General features: G+C 41.5%; 18 protein-coding genes. All 18 read left to right on the plus strand.

What is annotated here, in order from left to right; all coding sequences use genetic code 11:
- Positions 1-58: 58 nt before the first annotated feature.
- Entirely contained in the window at positions 59-445 is a 387-nt protein-coding gene (locus tag WC955_09315) for a response regulator (protein MFA5859253.1), read from the plus strand.
- Positions 446-457: 12 nt separating this feature from the next.
- Positions 458-892: an FHA domain-containing protein gene (locus tag WC955_09320; GenBank protein ID MFA5859254.1), complete on the plus strand. Its 435-nt coding sequence runs from the start codon at positions 458-460 to the stop codon at positions 890-892.
- A gap of 16 nt (positions 893-908) precedes the next feature.
- Positions 909-2,288, plus strand: a complete 1,380-nt coding sequence (locus tag WC955_09325; protein ID MFA5859255.1) for an FHA domain-containing protein — start codon at positions 909-911, stop codon at positions 2,286-2,288.
- 18 nt (positions 2,289-2,306) lie between these two features.
- Positions 2,307-4,937, plus strand: a complete 2,631-nt coding sequence (locus WC955_09330; protein MFA5859256.1) for a serine/threonine-protein kinase — start codon at positions 2,307-2,309, stop codon at positions 4,935-4,937.
- A gap of 8 nt (positions 4,938-4,945) precedes the next feature.
- Positions 4,946-5,293, plus strand: coding sequence for a DUF192 domain-containing protein (locus tag WC955_09335; protein MFA5859257.1), 348 nt, complete (start codon positions 4,946-4,948; stop codon positions 5,291-5,293).
- Between the two features lie 133 nt (positions 5,294-5,426).
- Positions 5,427-6,452 (plus strand): hypothetical protein, encoded by a 1,026-nt coding sequence (locus WC955_09340; GenBank protein ID MFA5859258.1) that lies wholly within the window; start codon positions 5,427-5,429, stop codon positions 6,450-6,452.
- A gap of 30 nt (positions 6,453-6,482) precedes the next feature.
- Positions 6,483-12,143, plus strand: coding sequence for a fibronectin type III domain-containing protein (locus tag WC955_09345; GenBank protein MFA5859259.1), 5,661 nt, complete (start codon positions 6,483-6,485; stop codon positions 12,141-12,143).
- A gap of 177 nt (positions 12,144-12,320) precedes the next feature.
- The gene (locus WC955_09350) at positions 12,321-13,574 is read left to right on the plus strand and encodes a 3-isopropylmalate dehydratase large subunit (protein ID MFA5859260.1); all 1,254 of its coding nucleotides are present in this window, start codon (positions 12,321-12,323) and stop codon (positions 13,572-13,574) included.
- Between the two features lie 72 nt (positions 13,575-13,646).
- Positions 13,647-14,162 carry a 3-isopropylmalate dehydratase gene (locus WC955_09355; protein MFA5859261.1) on the plus strand — a complete coding sequence of 172 codons (516 nt, stop codon included), beginning with the start codon at positions 13,647-13,649 and terminating at the stop codon, positions 14,160-14,162.
- Between the two features lie 6 nt (positions 14,163-14,168).
- Complete coding sequence (locus tag WC955_09360) at positions 14,169-15,230, plus strand: isocitrate/isopropylmalate dehydrogenase family protein (GenBank protein MFA5859262.1); 1,062 nt, start codon at positions 14,169-14,171, stop codon at positions 15,228-15,230.
- Positions 15,231-15,261: 31 nt separating this feature from the next.
- Positions 15,262-16,365 (plus strand): tetratricopeptide repeat protein, encoded by a 1,104-nt coding sequence (locus WC955_09365; protein MFA5859263.1) that lies wholly within the window; start codon positions 15,262-15,264, stop codon positions 16,363-16,365.
- Positions 16,358-16,801: a nucleoside-diphosphate kinase gene (locus WC955_09370; protein MFA5859264.1), complete on the plus strand. Its 444-nt coding sequence runs from the start codon at positions 16,358-16,360 to the stop codon at positions 16,799-16,801. The genes WC955_09365 and WC955_09370 overlap by 8 nt, the downstream gene beginning before the upstream one ends.
- Positions 16,802-16,839: 38 nt before the next feature.
- Positions 16,840-18,045, plus strand: a complete 1,206-nt coding sequence (locus WC955_09375; protein MFA5859265.1) for an acetate kinase — start codon at positions 16,840-16,842, stop codon at positions 18,043-18,045.
- Positions 18,046-18,108: 63 nt separating this feature from the next.
- The gene (locus tag WC955_09380) at positions 18,109-18,609 is read left to right on the plus strand and encodes a DUF177 domain-containing protein (GenBank protein ID MFA5859266.1); all 501 of its coding nucleotides are present in this window, start codon (positions 18,109-18,111) and stop codon (positions 18,607-18,609) included.
- Positions 18,596-18,832: a 50S ribosomal protein L32 gene (gene rpmF, locus WC955_09385; protein ID MFA5859267.1), complete on the plus strand. Its 237-nt coding sequence runs from the start codon at positions 18,596-18,598 to the stop codon at positions 18,830-18,832. The genes WC955_09380 and rpmF overlap by 14 nt, the downstream gene beginning before the upstream one ends.
- A 32-nt stretch (positions 18,833-18,864) precedes the next feature.
- Entirely contained in the window at positions 18,865-19,914 is a 1,050-nt protein-coding gene (plsX, locus tag WC955_09390) for a phosphate acyltransferase PlsX (protein ID MFA5859268.1), read from the plus strand.
- Positions 19,915-19,957: 43 nt separating this feature from the next.
- On the plus strand, positions 19,958-20,920 hold the full coding sequence (fabD, locus tag WC955_09395; GenBank protein MFA5859269.1) for an ACP S-malonyltransferase: 963 nt from the start codon (positions 19,958-19,960) through the stop codon (positions 20,918-20,920).
- 18 nt (positions 20,921-20,938) lie between these two features.
- Positions 20,939-21,602, plus strand: a 664-nt coding sequence (locus WC955_09400; protein ID MFA5859270.1) for an SDR family NAD(P)-dependent oxidoreductase, incomplete at its 3' end; no start/stop codon positions are given.

The following is a 21,602-nucleotide window of genomic DNA, read 5'->3' on the forward strand; positions in this document are numbered from 1 at the left end:
TCTTGGAGCAGTCATACTTAGTTTTATTTATAAGATGTAACAAAAAGGCGGGTTATTTGTGCCGGATAATAATGTGGTTAAACGTAAAGTTCTTGTGGTTGACGACGATGTTGTATTGCTTGACCTCACTACGGATTTTATGGAAGACGAAGGGTATGAGGTTATCAAGGCGTATGACGGGGAAGAGGGATTTGAGAGAGCAAAGCTGTTTTTGCCTGACCTTATAATCACGGATGTAATGATGCCGAAGATGGATGGGTTTACACTATGCAAAACTTTAAAAAATGAGGAGAAAACAAAAAATATTCCTGTTCTGATACTTACCGGTAAAATCGGGACGGAAGAAGTTGAGAAAAGTTTTGAACTTGGCGCGATAGATTGTATTATTAAACCTCCGAACTGGGATGTATTGTTAAAAAAAATTGCACATATCATGAAAAAATAACTGAGGGGTTGTATGTTTAAGTTAATTGATGTGAAATCAGGAGTTGTGTATACCAGTGATTCAAAAACAGTTATTATTGGGCGCGGGGAAGGTGTTGATATAAGCCTTGATTATCCAACGGTATCAATGCAGCATGCTGAAGTTGTGGTTACTGGTGATGGTAAAGCTGTAATTAAAGATTTGAATAGTACAAACGGTATACGTGTAAACAGTGTGTTTGTCCGGGATAGTAATCTCCGTGATGGCGTGGTTTTGCATATCGGCGATGCTGAATTTGTTGTTGAGATGCCAAATGAACAAACACGGGGGTTGATAGGCGGTGATACAGAGCTTAAAACCGGTAACGGTAAGTTGAATAATTCGGTAATCGCGGGGATAGCAGCAGGTTTGCTGGTAGTGGTTACTGTGGCAGTGTTGATATTTATTAAATTCTTTAGTGTGAGGTGAAAGGGCGTTATAGTATATGGCTGACATTTTTCGTAAGTTTGTAGGAAATAAACCGGATAAGGATACCCCGCAGGAACAGGATTCGGAGGTGTCTAAACAACAAACCAGGGAGTCTACGAACGGTAATTCTCCAGCAGGTGTAAGAAAAAAGACTGTGATAATGTCAATGCCTATGTACCTGAGAGTAATATCCGGGAGTAATAAAGGGAAAAAGGTGTGGGTAGAAGAAGACCGGTTAACCATAGGGAGGGATATTGGCAATGATTTTGTTATTGAAAATGACAATATGGTTTCCGGTAAACACGCTGAGCTTATTAAAGAGAATGGAGCATGGACAATCACGGATCTTAACAGTACAAACGGAACAACTGTTAACGGTAAGGTTATTCAGAAAGAACCGCTTAAAGATGGTGTTCTTATTTCCATTGGTTCAACAATTATGCAGTTTATTGAATACAATCCGGGTAAGGTTACGGCGGATAAAGAGAATGAGCTTAAAGATGAACGTAAAACTCTTGTTTCAAGAATAATAGCCGTGGCAGTAGCTTTAATCATTATTGCTGTCCCTTCAACGTTTGTGTACCTAAAATATGGATTACAAAAGAACGCGGTGGTTACTGTTGAGGATGCTACTCAGGCTGGTTCACAGGATGGCCAGAAACTTTCTGATTTTGAGTACGGTATTGCTGAGTTCAATAAAGGCAACTTCGAGAAAGCCGCGGGAATGCTGGCATTGGTACCGGCAAATCATGAACGGTATAATATCGCGCAGGATATTGTGGGTATATGCAAAAACAAAATTAGTGCAAAGCAGGAACAGCAAAAGAATTATGAAGAAGCTAAGAAGTTGTATGCGGAAGAAAAGTATGTTCCTGCTATGACTAAGTTTAAACAGTTGCCGGAAGGGTATGGGGATAGTAAGGAGTTGCTTGATAAAACAAAGAAGGTTGTGGAACAAAAAGCTGAGAAGAAAGCTCCTGTCCCTAAGCCTCAGCAACCGCAGGTAAAGAAACCTGTCGTGGAAGAAAAAGTTGTAGAAAAAGTTGAGAAAAAGGTGCCTGTACGCGAGGATCCTGCTGAGTATATAAAAAAAGGATTAGACTTTTATGTTGAGGGTAAGCATGATGAAGCGTTGGAGCAGCTAGAGAAAGCAGTGAAGCTTGATCCCGGGAATAAAGATATGGTTAATTTGATTGCGGAAATCAGGGCGGAAAAAATCGCGCGTGTCAAACAGGCGGAATCTGTCTTTAAGGAAGGGTTGACATATTCAAAGTATAGCGATTTTTCGGGAAAAGCAAGGGAGTGTTTTCAAAAAGTTATTGAACTTGTACCGGATAAGGCGCATGAACTTAACCGTACAGCACGGGAGAAGTTAAAGGAGCTGGAAGGTAAATAGTTTGTAAAACTCAATGTTATGGTAACAAAAGTTGTTGCGGATAAGTATGTAATAATTGAACAGTTAGGCGAACCCGGAGGGTTTGGTACTGTATATAAAGCCTGGGCGCGTAATCTTGAAAAGTTTGTTGCACTAAAAAAACTTCATGATGAATTGGTCAACGACAATGATGTTATCGAAATGTTTCACGCGGAAGCTGTTAATACCGCTAAATTGGAACACGAAAATATTGTACGTGTGATTGATTACCTGCATGCAGATCAGAACAGTTGGTATATCGTTATGGAATACGTGCGGGGATGTAATCTCCGGTATTTACTTAACAAAGTCGGGAATGTTACGTCGCCGACGTTGCCTATTGAACTGTCAGTCTTCATTATAATTCAAACGTTACGCGGGTTGGATTATGCACATCATAAAATTGATGATCTTACCAGCCAAAACCTTGGGATTGTGCATCGGGATGTTACTCCCGCGAATATTATGATTTATTTTGACAGCCAGGTTAAACTTGCGGATTTCGGGATTGCGAAAATCTTGAGTGCTTCAAAGTCGTCATATAACAAGGTTGGTTCAGTTGTAGGTAAGTTCGCGTATATGTCGCCCGAACAGGCAAATAATAATTTGTCAATTACAAATAGGTCTGATATATTTTCCGCAGGGCTTGTGCTCTATGAATTACTCGCTGGTAAACGGGCATACAGCGCACCGACGGATACTGAATTATGGGAAAAAGCGCGGCGCGGGCAGGTGGACTACCAGTTTTTGGAGATGACAAACATTCCTTCTGATCTTATCGAAGTGTTGCAGTTTGCATTGAATCCAGTACCGGAACGGCGGTATGATTCCGCGAGAGAGATGGCGGTTGATCTGCAGCGATGGTTAAGTATACGCGAATGGGGCAGCAGGGTAACGGACTTAAGAGAATATGTAGGAAGGTTATTGTTACCGGAGATACAGGAAGAGGAAAAGAAAACGTTGAAGTTGAGAGAAACGCTGCAAGGGTTGACGCTTACTACTCAACACAAAAAGGAACAGTTTGCAATACAGTCACCGCAGAAGGATGGGAAGCCTGAACTTATAAGCGTAGAGACCGTACACACGGAAAATAAGGATAGAAGAGCTACTACGGGAGATGCGATAAATAACGGGCTAAGAGGTATTGGTGAAAAACTTAAGGAAAAACGGACGGTTATACCGCGACGTGATGATATTAATGAAGACGATATTGAGTTAAAGAATCCTAAGATTATAAAAAAAGTACCTGAAAAAAGTGTCAGCGGGTTTAAGTATGGGATTTATATTATACTTGGCATATTAGTGTTCGGGTTGTTATCATATTTATTTATTGACACTGTGTTCCAGATAACGCCCCAGGGTACTTACTGGCATAGCCGTTTGTGGAAGCCTGCCTTCGTGCTTGACTGTATACCTCCTCAAGCTGAGATTGTGTTGTCTAAAGTTAAAGGAAACAATAAAAGCGTGGTAACACAGGGCATCACGCCGTTGTTAGTACAGAAACTTAAGCCGGGTACGTACGAACTTAAACTCACAAAACTGGGGTATGCTGTACTGATTACTACCGTATCAGTAAACGATAACGGCCTGGTGAAGGTTGTGGATGTTACACAAAACATGTCAAAGCTTGGGAAAACTTTTGTGATACCTTTTGAGACGGTATTTTCAGTTAGGTCTATCCCTCCGGGTGCAAAGGTTGTGTTGGATGGGAAACAGGTTGAGTCTAGGACGCCGGTAGAGGATGTTTTGGTAAAAGTTATCCCGCATGATATCGTGATTTATCCACCTGAAGGAAAGACAGGGGAAGGATTTGCGCCAATAGTAATTACAGTAGATTTAACAAAAGAAATGAAGCATGCGTTATCCGATCCGTCTTCCAGTGAATTGGTTAAGGGAAAAGTTGGGACGATTGAACGTTTTGTTTTGTCTACTAAGTTTAAAAGGATGGTGTCTATTAATTCAAAACCTGATGGCGCAGCGGTGTATATTGACAGTATGGCATTGGGTGTTACACCTTTAACGGAAGTGGCGCTAAGTGTCGGTGTGCATAGTATCCGTATCGAAAAACAGGGATTAGATGCGTTCGAAGGTGTGATAGACCTTACTGGTAATAAGCCAAAATCTTTGTTTGTATATAACCTGGAACACGTAGTAAAATTTACCGCAGTGCCCCTCGGAGGCGATAAGGATCAGAATCTTAGCGTGGGAATTGAGAATATGTCAGCTGAATTAATTGCGGCTGGGCAGACGCCGTTTACCCAAAAAATGTTACCCGGCAAATACGGGGTTATATATGCATTGCCTAATCAGATACAGTCGGTAAATAAGAAAATATTTGTGACTAATGACACAAAAGAAATTAATGTTTTACAGTTAGCTGAAGCTAACAAGGTTTTGTTGGATGTACTCGTAGTTAACAGCCGGAATAATGCGCCGATACCTGAGGTTGCAATCTCAATCAATGGAGGAAAATTTAGGTACACTAATAACGCTGGAATCTGGCAAGGATATGTTGACCCTGGGAAAATATCGGTTGCTGCGGGTAAAAGTGAGTATGGTATCAATGAGGTTAACGTTAATATCAGCGCAGGAGAAAAAAAATCGGTTGTTGTGAAGTTGAATCCGGAATAAAATTGTTGATGCAACTCGTAAATCATACACGCAAAATAATTGTTTCTAATAATGTTCATTCAGCAATAGATATTTTGTCAAGAGTGAAAGGTTTGATCGGTAAAAAAAGTTTAAGTAACGACGAATGCATGTTCTTTCCAAATTGTAATTCCATACACACCTTTTTTATGTCAGTCGATATTGGATTGATATTAATTGATTCAAAATTCAGGGTTGTTAAAATTGTAGCACTGTTAAAACCTTACCGCATAATATTGCCGATATTATCTGCAAAACATGTAATTGAAGTATCACCCGAATTTACTCTGAAAAATGTATCACACGGTGATGTTTTAGAACTAAAACAGTGCAAGTAATTGCGCATTGTGTGTAGTTTGGTGCAATTTGTGCGTTTTCATATTAAAAATCTGTGAATTAAGTAAAACCAATGTATTGGCAATATAGTTGTAATGGTATTTAAAGTAAGTTATATTAATGGAGGATGTTATAATGAAAATTAAAAGCCTTTTATTAGCGGTTTTGATGTCAGCATCATTTGTTATTTTCTGTGTTGTTAATACTGTTGCGCTACTCGCAACAGGTAGTAAAATTATGCAGAAATATGCAATAGTTGTTGATAGAGACATTGAGTATAGTGTTACTTCTATGGACGCCAGCGGTGTGATAAAGAAAGCGCCTGTTCTTGGTAAGAAGATTAATGTTGTGGATATCGAAGATAATAAAGTTGGCCCGGAAAGTTTTAACATTGACAGTGAAGGTAATACTTATGTTTGTGATCCTGTAGCAAGTAAAGTTGAGGTCTATACACCTACAGGCGAAGCCAAGAAAACAATTAATTTGGGTGAAGAAATTATTCCTACGGATGTTGCAGTAGATGATCTCGGCAACGTTTTTGTTTATGATGAAAGACAAGATGTCATTTTCCAGATTAGTACTGACGGGAAAACCCTTGCTTCAGTAAAGGTTGATCCGGACAGGTGGATAGATAAAGCTCATGGGCCGCTGAGAGTTAGTGGTAGTGAACTGTATTTCGATACAAGCGATCAGGAACAGGTGTTGTTAGCGAAAATCTACAAAAATACGCTTATTGCACTATCTGAACAGGAGTTAGCAATACCATTAAAACCCGGGATGGTTATGAGTTCTGGGAAAAAGCTTACTGTTGACCTTTTATGGAGAGAAAAAGGAATCCTTAATTTTCTTGACTCAAACGGGAATATTGATGTTTCTATTGATATCGCACTGCCTGGGATTGTGTCAATACAGATTCTGCAGGAAGATGTTGATGGGAATATTTATCTCCAGACGGAACGTAATGCCGGAGAAGCTGTTATTATTCTTGAAGTTTACAAAATAAGTCCAACAGGTGAGATATTAAGTGTTGTTCCGATAACCGGTAATACAGGATTCCTGGTACCGCCGGTAAAATTGCTGGCTGTTACAAAAAGCGGGGCGATCACGCAGTTCAAGCTCGGACCGACAAAAGGTAAGATTTGTACGTATCAGCAGCAGTAACGGTATATTTCCAAAGGAGTTTATATATTTATGAAAAACAAAAGATGGAGTTTGGTGAAAGTAACAGTGATTGTATTGTCGTTAGTATTGTCAATACTGGCGATAACACAGGACGTTTATGCGTGGAGCGGGGACACTTGGGGTGATATTACGCGCGCGCAGATTACTGCGATTGCTCATACAATGATTGATCCTTATTGGAAGCCCGCTCATACAATATATAACAATACGTACGTTAGCGTCGGGAGAATAACTTATTACGCTAGTTCAAGTTATCATGGTGAAGCATACACACAGGGAACTGTGGATAACTGGAGTGAGTTTAGTTCACATGTTAAAAATACTTCTGGAGGTAATACTACTTACGGTAACGACTGTTCCGCGTTTGCAAGTATTTGCTGGAAACTTACCGCAAGGCAGACCACAAGATCGTTTGAGAGTGGGCTCGGAACTAAATGGTCTTCTTTAGGCGGAGTTGGTACTTGTGACACAGTAACGATGTATCAAGGTGATGCGTGTAACGATTCGGGAAGTCATATAGTACTTTTTAACAAACGTATAAGTGGCGGGATTGAAACTATGGAACAAACCGGGGCGGGATACAGAGCAAGGATGTATACCCGTACGTATTCAGCGTTGAATAGTTACCGTCCTATACGCAGGAAACAAATTGTTACTAGTACCGTTGTTGCTCCAGCGACACCCACAGGTTTAGTGGTGGATTGCCAGGAGTCAGGGTATGGCGTTGTGTTCAAATGGTCCGCAGTAAGCGGTGCAACAGCGTATGATCTTGCATGGATGAAGGAAGGTGGAGCATGGACATATTCTCCGGCAGATGTTACAAAATCAAACGCCGCGAATGTTTCATGGCCGGGCTACTATTTCGTTTTTGGGTCGGGACGGTATCGTCTAGCTGTGCGTGCTCAAAACACTGGTGGTAGTTCGGGTTGGGCGTATTCACCCTCAGCAACGACTTTTTTCACAGTACCAGACCAAAAAGCGCCGGCAGTACCCGGTGGGCTTACTGCCAAAGCGTTAAGTTCAACATCGGTTTCACTTACTTGGACTGCGTCAACTGGTGCTAATGGATACACGGTTTATTGTTCTAATGATAAAAACATTATTTCTGACAGGTGTTATAAAAAGACAGCTGCGGCATCAGGGACTCCAGCTTGGACAGGGTTGGCGTATGTAACTGACGGAATTAAGACAAATGATACTTATGCCGGTGCACAGGCTTCGGCTAATACGTCTATGTATGTAAGTTTTGGGTCTGATATACCAATTCATAAATTTAATTACCGTTTTTATGACGGGGATAACCGTATCTACAAAAACGCGTTCCCGTTTTGGGGTAGTGCCGCGGGAACGTTTTATCCGCTTGGAAAAACTAGTACTGGTTCTGCGAATTACCGTTCATATCGTACTGAGGGTGCTGTGCGTTTAGCTGCAGCTGCGGATGCAAATTGTAACCGTGTGGGTGTAGGGTTCTCAGGTGATGGTAATACCGTAAATGATTATAATCATGTAACTGAATACGAAGCGCATGGAGGATATTTTGCAAAGACAACCGCAACGAGTTATACCGCAAATAATCTTAAGCCAGGGACATCGTATTATTTCCGTATAGATGCATATCAAACGACAACTGCCGTGCTGGGGATTTCTGAATTGTTATCATACTCTGGTTCAATAGTTACTGTATTTACACCCAATGCAGCTGATACGGTTGCTCCTTCTGCAGTTGCTGATCTCAAAGCTGTATCTGGTGCTACTTCAGGGTCGGTAGGCCTTACCTGGACAGGGAAAGGGGATAATGGTACAACCGGAAACATTACTGGTGGGAAGTATAGGATTGATTACTCGGCGGCAACAAAAACCTGGGCGGTGGGGACTTATCAAAAAGAGTGGTCCACCAGCGTTGTGGTTGGCGCGGCACAGAGTTATACTGTGACAAACCTGCTTGCCGGTACAACATATTATTTTTGTGTGTGGACTGCTGATGATTCAGGAAATTGGTCGGCAAATTCTAATATCGCAAATGCGCCGGCAAAAATTGCGGCGGATAAAACAGCGCCATCTGCGGTTAATACGTTAAATGTTATTCCAGGAAGTTCACCCGGGACGGTTACAATAAGCTGGAACTGTACCGGCGATGACGGTACTGCGGGGAATATTAACGGGAAATATCGGATTGATTATGCAACTACGCAAAAAACCTGGGCTGTGGGGACGTTTAAACAGGAAAATACATTAACTGCATCACCCGGGCAAACTATAACAAAAACGGTTGCAGGATTAACACCGGGTTCAACATACTTTTTCTGTGCATGGATTTGTGATGATTCAGGAAATTGGTCGGCAAATTCTAATATCGACAGTACGTTCGCAAAACCAGGGACTATAAGTGATGCTACACCACCGACAAATCCTGTATTATGTACTGCCTATGATAACAGCGGGAAAGAAAATAGTGCTGTAAATGCTTCTTGGACAAATATCTCTACAATACCATATTTTGAATGGACTGGCGCGGATGATAATGAGAGCGGAGTGACTGGTTATTCAGTCTATTGGGGAACTAGTATCTCAGGTGATCCGGGAACTACTGAAACTGTAGTAGATAACGGTATGGGTACCTATACCGCTCCGTCAGCGGTTGCCAGCGGGAGTACGTATTATCTGCGTGTTAAGACAAAAAATTCTGCGGGTTTGTGGTCCGCTGCTGCGACAATATTTGAGTATAAGTATGATAATACTGTTCCTGTAAATCCTACAACGTGTAACGCATGGGCTGATGATACAAAAGCAAAAGCTGTACCTGATGATCAATGGCAGAATATTGATGCAGGGCCGTATATAGAATTTTCAGGAGCTACAGATTCAGGTAGCGGAGTTGCCGGGTATAGTGTATATTGGGGAAGTAACAGTGCTGTCATACCCGATACTGTTGTAAACAAAAGCCATGCTGCTACAGTTACATATTTTACTACTGCTGCAACGTCGGAACAACCGTATTACTTGATACTGCGGACAAAAGATGCTGCAGGAAATTGGTCTGACGCAGTGACATTATTTACATTGAAATATGATAAAACCGCACCCGGGACGCCTGTACTGGAAAGTCCGGACTTAGAGGAAGTAACTAAGAATACGTTACCGGTTTTTAGTTGGTTTCCAATTGAGTATAACACTGCTGTTAAGTACACACTGCAGGTAGCGGCAAATGCTAATTTCAGCCCGGCACTCATTGATGTGACAATTACAACTGTTACATATACGCCTACAACAGCGTTTGCCCAGGGTGGGTATTATTGGAGAGTAAGAGCATCGGATGATTTTAATAATGTTAGTGGGTGGAGTGTTACCCGTGATTTTTCGATTGATACCAATCCTCCGGCGGGAGTGACAAGCTTAACTGCTTCTAATATTGGCGGAGGTGATATTCAACTTGAATGGACAGCGGTTTATGATGCGTTTGGTGTTGATTATTACAACATTTACCGTCAGGCTGGGTTGTCAGGGACAAAGGAAAAGGTTTCAGTTGACGGTAGTGTAAAAGATTCTTTATACATCAACGCGGGGACAGAACTTACCGCCGGAGTGCAGTATTATTATACTGTTCAGGCGGTGGATATTGTGGGTAATGAATGTACTTCCGGGAATGTGCCTGTAAGTATTACTTGTGATAAGACAGGGATTTCCGCAATTATTACTGCCACACCGTCATCTATATCTCCTAATGGTGACGGAGTTGATGACGAAACCGTCATAACCTATAAAATAGGTTCGGATGCTGTAATAAAAATTGTGGTGATGAATGAAGATGTAATCATACGTACGTTGGTTGATAGTGCTAATAAAACATCCGGGCAGTATACCGTAAACTGGGACGGAAAGAACAATGATGGTAGTGTGGAAGACGCGGGGCTTGATTACATTATAGTTCTTACAGCTACAGCGAACGGTGCAACGTCAACAAGGAAAACTGTAGTGCGGCTGGATTCAAATCTGCCGGAAATTGTGGATGTTTCAGCGGTACCATCGGCTATATCTCCGAATAATGATGGATTCCGTGAAAATACTATTATAAAGTATACATTAACCGAAACTTCGAAGGTTACAATAACAGCGAAATCGCAGGATAATACTTCGTATGCGTTATTGACAAATTCTGCGAAAAGCGCAGGGACATACACGTTTATGTGGGAAGGAAGAAATCCGGCGGGTGCTGTCTTACCCGATGGAGTTTATGAAATCCAGATAGTCGCGGTTGATAATGCAGGAAATTCTTCGGATCCCGTAACTGTGAATGTTAGTATTGAACTTGAGACTGGCGCTATTCTTGGCCAGGTTTATGATAGCCGCGGAGCTAATGAGTTGAGTAACCGTCTCGGCGGTGCGTTAGTGAGTCTTGACAATGGCAGTTCTGCTACTTCAGGTACCAATGGTGCACAGCTTGGTTTCTTTGAGTTCACTGGTTTGGTAAAAGGAGCTTATGAAGTTACCATCACTAAACGCGGGTATGAAGCTGTAAAGAAAACAGTGGAGGTAGTCCAGGGGAAAGCTGTATGGGCGAGCACTTCGTTGAAGTATGTTGGTACTTCGGATAATACTGCACCTGTGATTGAACATGTACCTTTGACAAAGATCTGTATACAAGGGAATAAGGTTCTTATGGTTGCGCAGGTAACGGATGATAACAGCGGGGTTAAAGAAGCAAAGGTAAAGTACCGTTTGCTTGATGATACTAACCAGGAAATTGAAAAAGGTGAGAAAGTAATGTCGTTTATGGGCGATATTTTTATAGGTACAATACAGCCGGAAGATTTACCGTCTGCAGTATCCGCAATTGAGTATTCACTTACTGCTGAAGATATTGATGGTAATATTGCTCAAGTTCCTGATACGGAAAGTGCGTACACAGTTATTTACGTGAAGGATGCGCAGCAGTACCTTGGTATTAATGGGGGCAGGTTGGCATTGACTGATGCAAACCCTGAAGATGGCGAGGTGGCAGTAAAGTTGCCAATCGGGAGTGTGGATAGCAACGTTCTTGTACAGGCAAAACAAAAGGATACTTCATTTCTCGAAAATATTAATAACCCGTCAGTTGACTCTTCCGTTACAAAACCGGTTGCTGCTTATGAGTTCAAGTCGGAAGGGTTTATACTGAGCACTCCCGCGCAAGTGGACCTTTTATTCTTTGATTTCGATAATGACGGGCTAGTGGATGGTACCGACTACAACGAACGCGATCTCAAAGTGTTCTACTACGACGGGCAGCAGTGGAGGTTTATCGGCGGGTCGGTTGATACAACAAGGAATGTGATAACTATAGAAACAAATGTGTTGGGTGTTTTCGGGGTATTCCCCATGAAATCACTTGATATGCTTAAAGACGGAAGTTTTTATGCGCCGAAAGAGAAGGTGTTTACTCCTAACCGTGACGGTAAGAACGATTTTGTGTTGTTCAACGGTATTTCTAATGTGAAATACGTGTTGAGTTTATCCGAATCTATTAAAGTCAATATTTTTAATATCTCAAATAAGTTAGTCCGCGAGTTAGTAGATACGGATGTCTGGGATGGGAGAGATTCTAACGGCGAATTGGTAGAGAACGGGATTTATATTTATCAGTACATAATTGACGGTAAAGCTACAACCGGCAGTATTGTTGTGGCAAAATAGGGTAATTAAGTTAAGTATAGGTTTTTTGTAGCGCAATAATGAGCGGGGTTAAACTCGCTTATTATTGCGCACTGTTTTTTTGTCACGGCCTTCTTTAATTTCTGTGGTGAAAAATATATAATGTTTTAATAATTTTTTGTTCTATATTTATTACTAGGAAAGGTGAATTTTATAGTTATGGGTAAAACTATTGCTGAGAAGGTTATCTCTAAACACGCGGGTAAGGATATGTGCGCGGGTGATATCGCTGTTACCGGGATTGATTTTGTGTTCAGTCAGGATGGAACTTCTGGGATTGTTATTGATGTTTTAAACAAATTAAATACCTCAAGGGTGTTTAATTCAAAAAAGTGCGCTATGGTAATAGACCACTCGTCACCAAGCCCGGTGATTGGTGTTTCTGCAATACATGATAAAATACGGAAGTTTGCAAAAAAATCTGGGTTAAAATTATACGATATCGGTTGTGGAGTGTGTCACCAGGTTAACCCTGAATCCGGAGGAATTGTTCCCGGTGACCTTGTGCTGGGAGCGGATTCGCATACGTGTACCTACGGCGCACTTAATGCGTGTTCCACAGGTATGGGTTCAACGGATGTTGCCGCTGCGATGATGGCAGGGCAAACATGGTTAAAAGTACCGGAATCAGTTAAAGTGTGGTGTACCGGTAAACTGCCGAAAGGGGTGTATTCAAAAGATCTTATACTGCATATTATTAAAGATTTTACTGCCGATGGGGCTACATACAAATCTGTTGAGTACCTTGGGGATACTATAATTTCTTTGTCTATGGATGCAAGGTTTACTATTACAAATATGGCAATTGAGATGGGCGCAAAATTCGGGGTTATGAAGGCTGATAAAAAAACAGAGGCGTGGTTAAAGGACAGGGCTAAACGTAAATTCAGCAGTGTTGAAGCGGATACTAATGCGAAATATTGCGATATCAGGGAATATGATGTTAAGAAACTTCAGCCGCAGGTGGCAAAACCGCATACCGTTGATAATGTCGTGCCGGTGCAGGAAGTTGAAGGTACTGTGATACATCAAGGGTTTATCGGTACATGTACAAACGGGCGGGTGGAAGATTTACAAATTGCAGCGAAGATTGTTAAAGGCAAAAAAGTTCATCGTGATGTAAGGTTTATCGTCGCTCCTGCATCCAGGGAAGTTTATCTTGAAGCTATGAATACCGGGATTATTCAGGTGCTGGTTGAAGCCGGTGCTGCAGTAGTGACACCGGGTTGCGGGCCGTGTGTCGGGACTCATAATGGCGTGCCGTATGATAATGAAAACGTTATCTCCACAGCTAACAGGAACTTCAGGGGAAGAATGGGTAATCCTAATGCCAATATTTACCTTGCTTCACCGGCAACTGTTGCGGCAAGTGTGCTTAGAGGTAAGATTGTTGACCCAAGAAGAGTTGGGTAATGACGGAATTGTTGATTTAATGGCATAAATTTTATTATAATATAAAGTTTAATAAAGATTCGGGGTTTTAGTATGAAAATTAAAGGTAATGCAAAAGTTGTTAGAAAACAGGATGGTAACGGTAACGATATTAATACCGATTATATTATATCCGGAAGGTATAAGTTTAAGACAGAAGATATGAATGAGCTGGCGAAGTATATTTTTGAGGATATTGCTCCGGGGTTTTATGGTAAGATGAAAAAAGGCGATATCGTTGTTGCGGGTAAGAATTTTGGGTGCGGTTCTTCGCGTGAACAGGCGCCGTTGGCGTTGATCGCGGCGGGTGTCGGTGCGGTTGTCTCCAAGTCGTTCGCAAGGATTTTTTATCGTAATGGGTATAACAACGGGTTGCCGCTGGTGGAATGTAATACCGACGGTATAAACGAGAATGACGAACTTGAACTTGATCTGGAGGAAGGCGTGCTTCGGAATTTAACCCAGGGGAAAGTTGTTAAGGTTGTTAAGTTGCCGCAGACAATGTTGACATTATTGAATGATGGCGGGTTGGTTAGGCATTTGACACAGCATGGCGGGTTTAAGGTATAAAAAATTATGGGTAAGTATGTTATAACATTAATCCCCGGGGATGGTATTGGCCCTGAGATTGTTGATGCGACAAAAAAAGTTGTTGCTGCGACAGGAGTTTATATTGAATGGGAGACTGTTGAAGCAGGTGCGGATGCTATCGCCAAATACGGGACTCCGTTACCGGAGAATGTATTGCTATCCGTAAAGAAAAACCGTGTTGCACTGAAAGGGCCTATTGCGACTCCTATCGGTACAGGGTTCCGCAGTGTTAATGTTGCGTTAAGGAAAGAGTTGAATCTTTACGCGTGTTTACGGCCGTGTAAGTATTATCCCGGAGTGAAGTCATACTTCAAGGATGTTGATATTGTAGTCGTTCGCGAGAATACTGAGGATTTGTATGCCGGTGTGGAATACGGGAGGGATACAAAGGAAGCACGGGATATTATTGCGATGAGCAATAACAAAATATCTGTAGGTTCTGCAATAAGTATTAAATCAATCTCAATTGCTGCGACGGAGCGTATCGTAAAGTATGCGTTTGAATATGCGCGGAAGTATCATCGTAAAAAAGTTACTGCGATCACAAAAGCTAATATTATGAAGTTTACCGACGGGTTATTCCTTGAAGTAGCTAGGGAAGTTTCAAAAAAGTATGATGGGATTGAGTATGAAGAAAAGTTGGTGGATAATATATGTATGCAGTTAGTACAGAAACCCTTGTTATATGATATTTTGGTACTGCCGAATCTTTACGGCGATATTGTGTCTGACCTGTGCGCAGGTATTGTCGGAGGGTTAGGGGTTATGCCGGGGGCAAATATTGGGGATAACGGGATGGCGGTGTTTGAAGCTGTGCATGGGAGTGCTCCAAAGTATAAAGGAATGAATAAGGTTAACCCTACTGCGTTGATTTTATCTGCGGGATTAATGCTTGAGCATTTAGGTGAGGATATGGCTGCAAAAAAAGTGGAGATGGCAGTTGCACGGGTTATTAAAGAACATAAAGTTGTGACATACGATCTCGGTGGTAATGCAGGAACTTCAGAGATGGCTGATGAAATCGCGGGGTTTGTCAAGTCTGCGTAAGTATAAAATTGTTTAGGGAGAATAACAAGGTTTGAGTTTGTTACAGTCGTTGAAGAATGTTGTATCAGATGTATTTGATAATTTAAGTGCGTTGCCTGAAAAAAACAGGGATCAGGGTGCCTCGTTATTAAACGAGCAGGATGAATTGTTGAAAAGCGCAGTGGTGAAGGATTACGGTGAAATTGTCAAGCTTGACCTTTTATATAAAAAAAGTGTTGAGGAGTACCGCGTAGTCATCGCAAAAATGTCTAAGCAGCGGCGGATGGAGTGCTCTATACAGTATGTACAATTGGCTAAGGCTTATATGCGTGAAGAAACAGATTTTGAAAGTATGATAGTTGATTATGAGAAAGCGTATATATTAAATCCGGAGAATACCGCGATTGCGTATGATCTTGGGTTGTCTTACTTAAAACAAAAGAATAATGTGGCAGCTGTTGGGGTATTCAGTACGTTAACTAAAAAAATGAGAAATAGTAGTTCGGTGTTCTGTAACCTTGCAGAAGCGTATGTCGGAACCGGGGATTATGAAAAGGCTGAGGATGCACTACGCTCGGCTGTGAGAGTTGAGAAAGATGGTGATTTAAAACAGGAAATCGGGTTGTTTGCGCGTGAGGTGCGGAGTGAAAAAGGGGTAGTAGATAAGTTTATACAGCAGATACCGGCACAACCGAGGAAGTATGAATTAAGGATGGGCCTTGCAGATATTTATTTTAAGAACGGGCGGTATGAATTGTTTGTGGAACAAGTAACGGAAATATGGAAAATGGCGAATATCAATGTTAAGTATGTGTATAAACTTGGTATTGCTTATGCGGTATTAAATAAGTTTGGGAAAGCTGAAGAGATGCTGAAGAAAACATTGGATGCTGTAGATAAACGGCAGAAGGATATTAAACTTGATGAGGTGAGGGTTGAGCTTGGGAGAGTGTTTGAGTTACAAAAAAAAATAGATGAAGCGTTTGAGCAGTATCAACAGGCAATTAGGATAAATCCTGAAAATATGACTGCGTATTACCGCCGGGGTAATATTTATGCCCAAAAAAATATGTATTCTGAAGCTATTACGGATTACCAAGCTGGTAAGGGGTTGGAGAAACTTGCTAAGTATAAGAAGGAATTAAAGTATGCTTGAACGTACTTGCGTAATCATAAAACCTGATGGGCTATGTAAGAAACTGGCAGGGAAGATTATTGACCGTTTGTATGGCGAAGAGTTGAATCTTGTCGCCATGAAGATGATAAGGTTTTCAAAAGAGAGAGCCGAGAAGTTTTATTCTGTTCATATAGGGAAACAGTTTTTCCCGCTTTTTTTGAAGTTTGTAACTTCTGCACCGGTAATTGTTATGGTGTGGGAAGGCAAAGGGTGTATTGAAAAAGTGCGGAATCTTAACGGTGCAACTGATTCGCGTATTGCTGCGAAAGGAACGTTGAGGCAGTTATGGGGGACGGATAATCGCCGGAATTTGGTGCATAGTTCGGATTCTCTTAAATCAGCGGAGTATGAAATCGGTGTATTGTTTGAACCCGGTGAACTTTATGAGTACTCTCCTACGGATTGGGATGTATAGTTGAATAGTTGTGAAATAAAGGTAGATGGTGTATTATGCTGAAAATATTGGTGATTAACTGCGGGTCGTCAACTGTTAAGTATTCTCTCTTTGAGATGCCGGCAGAATTGAATATTGCTAAAGGTAAGGTTGACCGTATTGGTTCGGATGATGCTGTGTTTGAGTATGATGCTGTAGGGAAGCAGTCTCTTAAGATTACCCAAAAAATCGTTGACCATAAGAATGCTATAAATATTATCTTCGCTGCGTTGACTGATAAAGATAATGGTATAGTAAGTGATATAAAAGAGATCGGGATTGTTGGGCATCGTGTGGTGCATGGAGGTGATTTTTTCTCAAAATCAATAGTTATTGATGAAAAGGTTAAGCATGGTATACGCGAATGTTTTGAATATGCACCGTTGCATAACCCGCATCATCTCGAAGGAATTCTTGGGGTAGAACAGTTTTTACCGTCAGCAAAGCAGGTGGCGGTGTTTGATACCGCGTTCCATCAAACTATACCGGAATACGCGCATCTGTATGCCATACCCTATCATTACTACAAAAAGTACGGGATTAAACGTTATGGCGCGCACGGGATCTCTCATAAGTATGTTTCTCAAAGAGTTGCAAAACTTATGAACCGGGATTATTTTGATTGTAATACAATAACGTGCCATCTCGGTAACGGGTGTAGTATTACTGCCGTAAAGAATGGGCAGTCAGTTGATACTTCCATGGGATTGACTCCGTTGGAAGGGTTGATCATGGGTACACGGTCGGGGGATATTGATCCTGCTGTTCTGGTAAAACTTATGACATTTGAAGGGTTGGGGAGAAACGATGTGTTGTCTATATTAAACCGTTCAAGCGGGTTGTACGGTATATCTTCCATAAGTAATGATATGCGTGTATTAATTGCTGAACGTGCAAAGGGTAATACTCGGGCAAAGTTGGCGATTGATATGTTTTGTTACAGGTTAAAAAAGTATATAGGTAATTATATCGCTGTGCTCGGACACGTACATGCGCTGGTTTTTACTGCTGGGATTGGAGAAAATGTGCCGCTTGTAAGGATGCAGTCGTGCGCAGGGTTGGAAGAACTTGGTGTGAAGATAGACGGGAAAATTAATGAAGTGCATCAAAATGAGGATAGGTTGGTGAGTACGTACGATTCAAGGATACAGATTTGGGTTGTAAGGACAAACGAAGAATTGATGATCGCTAATGAAGCTCATGATATAATTACCAGTAATGGTTAAGTGTTGATAAGTAAAACTGAAACCTGCGGTGTAGAGTGTTAAGGCTGATGGGTGTTTGAAAAAATGTTTAAGATAGATATTAACCTGTTAAAAGAGCAAAAATGGGTTGAAGTTGATTATACCGAAAGCAAGAGTTCGGTGTTCTTTAAAAGTATTAAGGAGTTTGTCCTTGCGGATGATGTTAAAATAGATGGCAGGGTTATACTTGATGATAATGTAGGAGCAAGGTTCGTTTCTAAACTTAATACCGCGTTGTTGTCGGAATGCAGCCGTTGTCTTAATAAATACAATGAATTTATTGAGACACGTATAGACGTGGAGCTTGATTACCGAGAGCTTGAAAAAAACGGGGTTGATATCCAACAGGAAATATTGAGTACAGTATTGTTAGTTATGCCGATGAAACCGTTGTGCAAACCCTCCTGCAGGGGGTTGTGTATATCGTGCGGATGTAATCTTAATACGGAACGGTGTAAGTGTTCAGAGAAAATAAAGGTGGATACTAGGCTGGAGAAGTTATCGGAATTATTGAAGAAAATGGAGAAACAAAATGGCAAATCCTAAAAAGCGTCACACTTCGGCTAAGCGTGACAGAAGAAGGTCACAGTGGAAAATTGTAGTGCAGTCAGGGAGTAAATGCCCGAAATGTAATGCGCCGAAGATGCCGCATTGCGTATGTCCTTCATGCGGGTTTTACAAAGAGGAATTGGTTGTTCCAAAGAAGGAAAAGAAAAAAAATGAAGATAGTAAGGAACAGCAGCAACATCCTCCGGAAGCAGAAAAGTAAAGAATAATAAAAGAAAGTTAGAGTAGTTCAACATGAAAATCGCAGTTGATGCAATGGGCGGTGATCATGCGCCTCAAGCGATTGTAAAAGGTGTTGTACAGGCTGCAGAGAAGTTCGGGCAGCATACATTTATCCTTGTTGGCGATGAAACTAAGGTTGAGGCTGAGCTCAATGCAAACGGGTATAACGGTAATAAAATAGAAGTACGGAATGCTACACAGGTTATCGGGATGGATGAACACCCGGGACGTGCGTGCAGGCAAAAACGTGACTCGTCTATTATGGTTGCTACAAAACTTGTTGCGGAAGGTGTCGCACAGGCGGTTGTTTCAGCGGGAAGTTCCGGTGCGCAGTTAGCTTCAGCGTTAATATACCTGCATCGTTTACCCGGAATAAGCAGGCCGGCAATTATTTCTCCGATGCCTACTAAAGAAGGCGGGTTTAGTATAGTCCTTGACGTAGGAGCTAATGTTGATTGCAAACCTAAGTATTTACTTGAGTTCGCGATTATGGGTTCTATGTACCTGAAATGCGTTTATAATCGTGAATCACCGAAAGTTGGGTTGTTGTCAATCGGTGAAGAAGATGCTAAGGGTAATGAGTTGACCTTGGCGACATTTGAGTTATTAAAAAACTCGAAGTTGAATTTTGTTGGTAATATCGAAGGGTACGATATTCTTAAGGGGAAGGCTGATATTATTGTATGCGATGGTTTTGTTGGTAATGTGGTGCTGAAGCTTTCGGAAGGGTTAGCTGAGTTTTTGTTTAGTTTTATTAAATCAAAAATTGTTGAACATCCTATCCGTGCAGCATTCGCGGCATTGACACTCAACAAGGTTTTTAAGGATATTAAAAAACTTATTGATTTTGATGAATACGGCGGTATGCCGTTGCTGGGAATTAACGGTACTTCTATTGTTTGTCACGGGAAAAGTACGCCGAAAGCGATTGTTAATGCTATTAACGTTGCTGCTGAGTTTACATCAAAAGGTGTAAATGAGCAGATAGTAAAACTTGTACAGCAAGTAGAAACAAAAGAAATGCAGAAACAGCAGGAGACAGATGAAGAATACGAAAAGTGAAGTTAACGTCAGGATGTATCTTAGATTGGTGTAAACAAAAAATATGGTAGTACAAGATAAATCAGTTGCATTAGTTTTTCCGGGTCAGGGTGCACAGTATGTCGGTATGGGGAAAGAGTTTTATGATAGCGATGAATCGCTGCGTGTATTGTACGGTAAAGCATCAGATATTTTGGGGTTTGATTTAGCACAAACAATTTTTGCAGGGACGGAAGACGGGCTTAAACAAACACAAGTGACTCAACCCGCTGTATTTATGACTTCACTCGCAATAATGGAGGCACTGAAAAAAGCATTGCCTTCATGGGAAAAAAAGGTTTTGTGTACTGCCGGGCATAGTCTCGGAGAGTATTCCGCACTGGTTACCTCAGGTGTTTTAGCGTTTGAGGAAGGGATGAAGTTAGTCAGCAAACGCGGGGAGTTTATAGGTAAAGCATCACAACTTAATCCGGGAACTATGGCTGCGGTATTGGGTATGGGGAAAGATGCAATATCGGCGTTGTGTGAAGAAATTACCAGTTCCGGTAGCATTGTTGAGCCGGTAAATTTTAATACTGCGGAACAGATTGTAGTTGCAGGGACGGTTGATGGTATGGAATTATTCGAGAAGCTAGCGCCGGGGAAAGGCGCTAAACGCGTGATTCGGTTGGCAGTATCCGGGCCGTTTCATTCTAGTTTAATGACACCCGCAGCTGAGTTATTAGATAAAGTTGTGATCAAAGCGGTGGTTAACGATGCTGTTTTGCCGGTAGTGACTAATTGTGACGCTGTGATGACTACTGCTAAAGAAGAGTTTCGTACTAAGATGGTAAGACAGGTTAACCATCCGGTGTTTTGGGAGAACAGTGTTAAAACGATGATAAGCGCCGGTGTAAGAGTATTTATTGAAATCGGGCCGGGGAAAATTATTGGCGGGTTGATTAAAAAGATTAGCCGTGAAATTATTGTCTTAAACGCAGAAAATACGGTTACCTTGAAAAATGTAGTTGAGCAGTTATCTATTTAATATAGGAGGTAAATGTTTGTGAAATTAGAGTCAAAAGTAGCGTTTATTACCGGCGCTGCACAGGGTATTGGTAAAGAGATCGCGTTTGCATTAGCAGCTGAAGGCGCGGATATTGTTATTGCCGATATGAACGAAACAGCGGGTAATATTACGGCAGGGGAGATCACTCAAAAGTTTGGACGCCAGTCTATCGTACTGAAGCTTGATGTGTCCAAGCCAGCGGAGTGCGAAGATGTGGTTAAAAAAATTCTTGACAGATTTCAGAAAATTGATATACTTATCAACAATGCTGGGGTGACTAGAGACGGGCTTTTGGTGAGAATGAGCGAAGAAGATTGGGATTTTGTTCTTTCAATTAACCTTAAAGGCGTGTTTAATTGCACAAAAGCGTGTGCAAGGGTTATGATGAAACAACGCAGTGGAAGGATTGTCAACATAGCGTCAGTTGTTGGCCAGATGGGTAATGCGGGGCAGATAAATTATTCCGCTTCAAAAGGCGGGGTTATTGCTATGACCAAAACTACAGCCAGGGAGTTGGCATCACGCGGTGTGCTTGTTAACGCAGTTGCGCCGGGGTATATCCGTACTGCTATGACGGATAAGCTCTCTGAAGACGTTAAGGAACAATTATTGAAGATAGTTCCTCTCGGACGGTTGGGTGAAGCAGCGGAAGTAGCAAAAG

This window comes from Elusimicrobiota bacterium (genome assembly GCA_041658405.1).
Taxonomy (GTDB): Bacteria; Elusimicrobiota; UBA5214; order JBBAAG01; family JBBAAG01; genus JBBAAG01.

Bases quoted from the DNA above. Each gene is read 5' to 3' on its own strand.
- WC955_09320 (MFA5859254.1), top strand. From the start codon at position 458: ATGTTTAAGTTAATTGATGTGAAATCAGGAGTTGTGTATACCAGTGAT.
- WC955_09325 (MFA5859255.1), top strand. From the start codon at position 909: ATGGCTGACATTTTTCGTAAGTTTGTAGGAAATAAACCGGATAAGGAT.
- WC955_09330 (MFA5859256.1), top strand. From the start codon at position 2,307: ATGGTAACAAAAGTTGTTGCGGATAAGTATGTAATAATTGAACAGTTA.
- WC955_09335 (MFA5859257.1), top strand. From the start codon at position 4,946: ATGCAACTCGTAAATCATACACGCAAAATAATTGTTTCTAATAATGTT.
- WC955_09340 (MFA5859258.1), top strand. From the start codon at position 5,427: ATGAAAATTAAAAGCCTTTTATTAGCGGTTTTGATGTCAGCATCATTT.
- WC955_09345 (MFA5859259.1), top strand. From the start codon at position 6,483: ATGAAAAACAAAAGATGGAGTTTGGTGAAAGTAACAGTGATTGTATTG.
- WC955_09350 (MFA5859260.1), top strand. From the start codon at position 12,321: ATGGGTAAAACTATTGCTGAGAAGGTTATCTCTAAACACGCGGGTAAG.
- WC955_09355 (MFA5859261.1), top strand. From the start codon at position 13,647: ATGAAAATTAAAGGTAATGCAAAAGTTGTTAGAAAACAGGATGGTAAC.
- WC955_09360 (MFA5859262.1), top strand. From the start codon at position 14,169: ATGGGTAAGTATGTTATAACATTAATCCCCGGGGATGGTATTGGCCCT.
- WC955_09370 (MFA5859264.1), top strand. From the start codon at position 16,358: ATGCTTGAACGTACTTGCGTAATCATAAAACCTGATGGGCTATGTAAG.
- WC955_09380 (MFA5859266.1), top strand. From the start codon at position 18,109: ATGTTTAAGATAGATATTAACCTGTTAAAAGAGCAAAAATGGGTTGAA.
- rpmF (MFA5859267.1), top strand. From the start codon at position 18,596: ATGGCAAATCCTAAAAAGCGTCACACTTCGGCTAAGCGTGACAGAAGA.
- plsX (MFA5859268.1), top strand. From the start codon at position 18,865: ATGAAAATCGCAGTTGATGCAATGGGCGGTGATCATGCGCCTCAAGCG.
- fabD (MFA5859269.1), top strand. From the start codon at position 19,958: ATGGTAGTACAAGATAAATCAGTTGCATTAGTTTTTCCGGGTCAGGGT.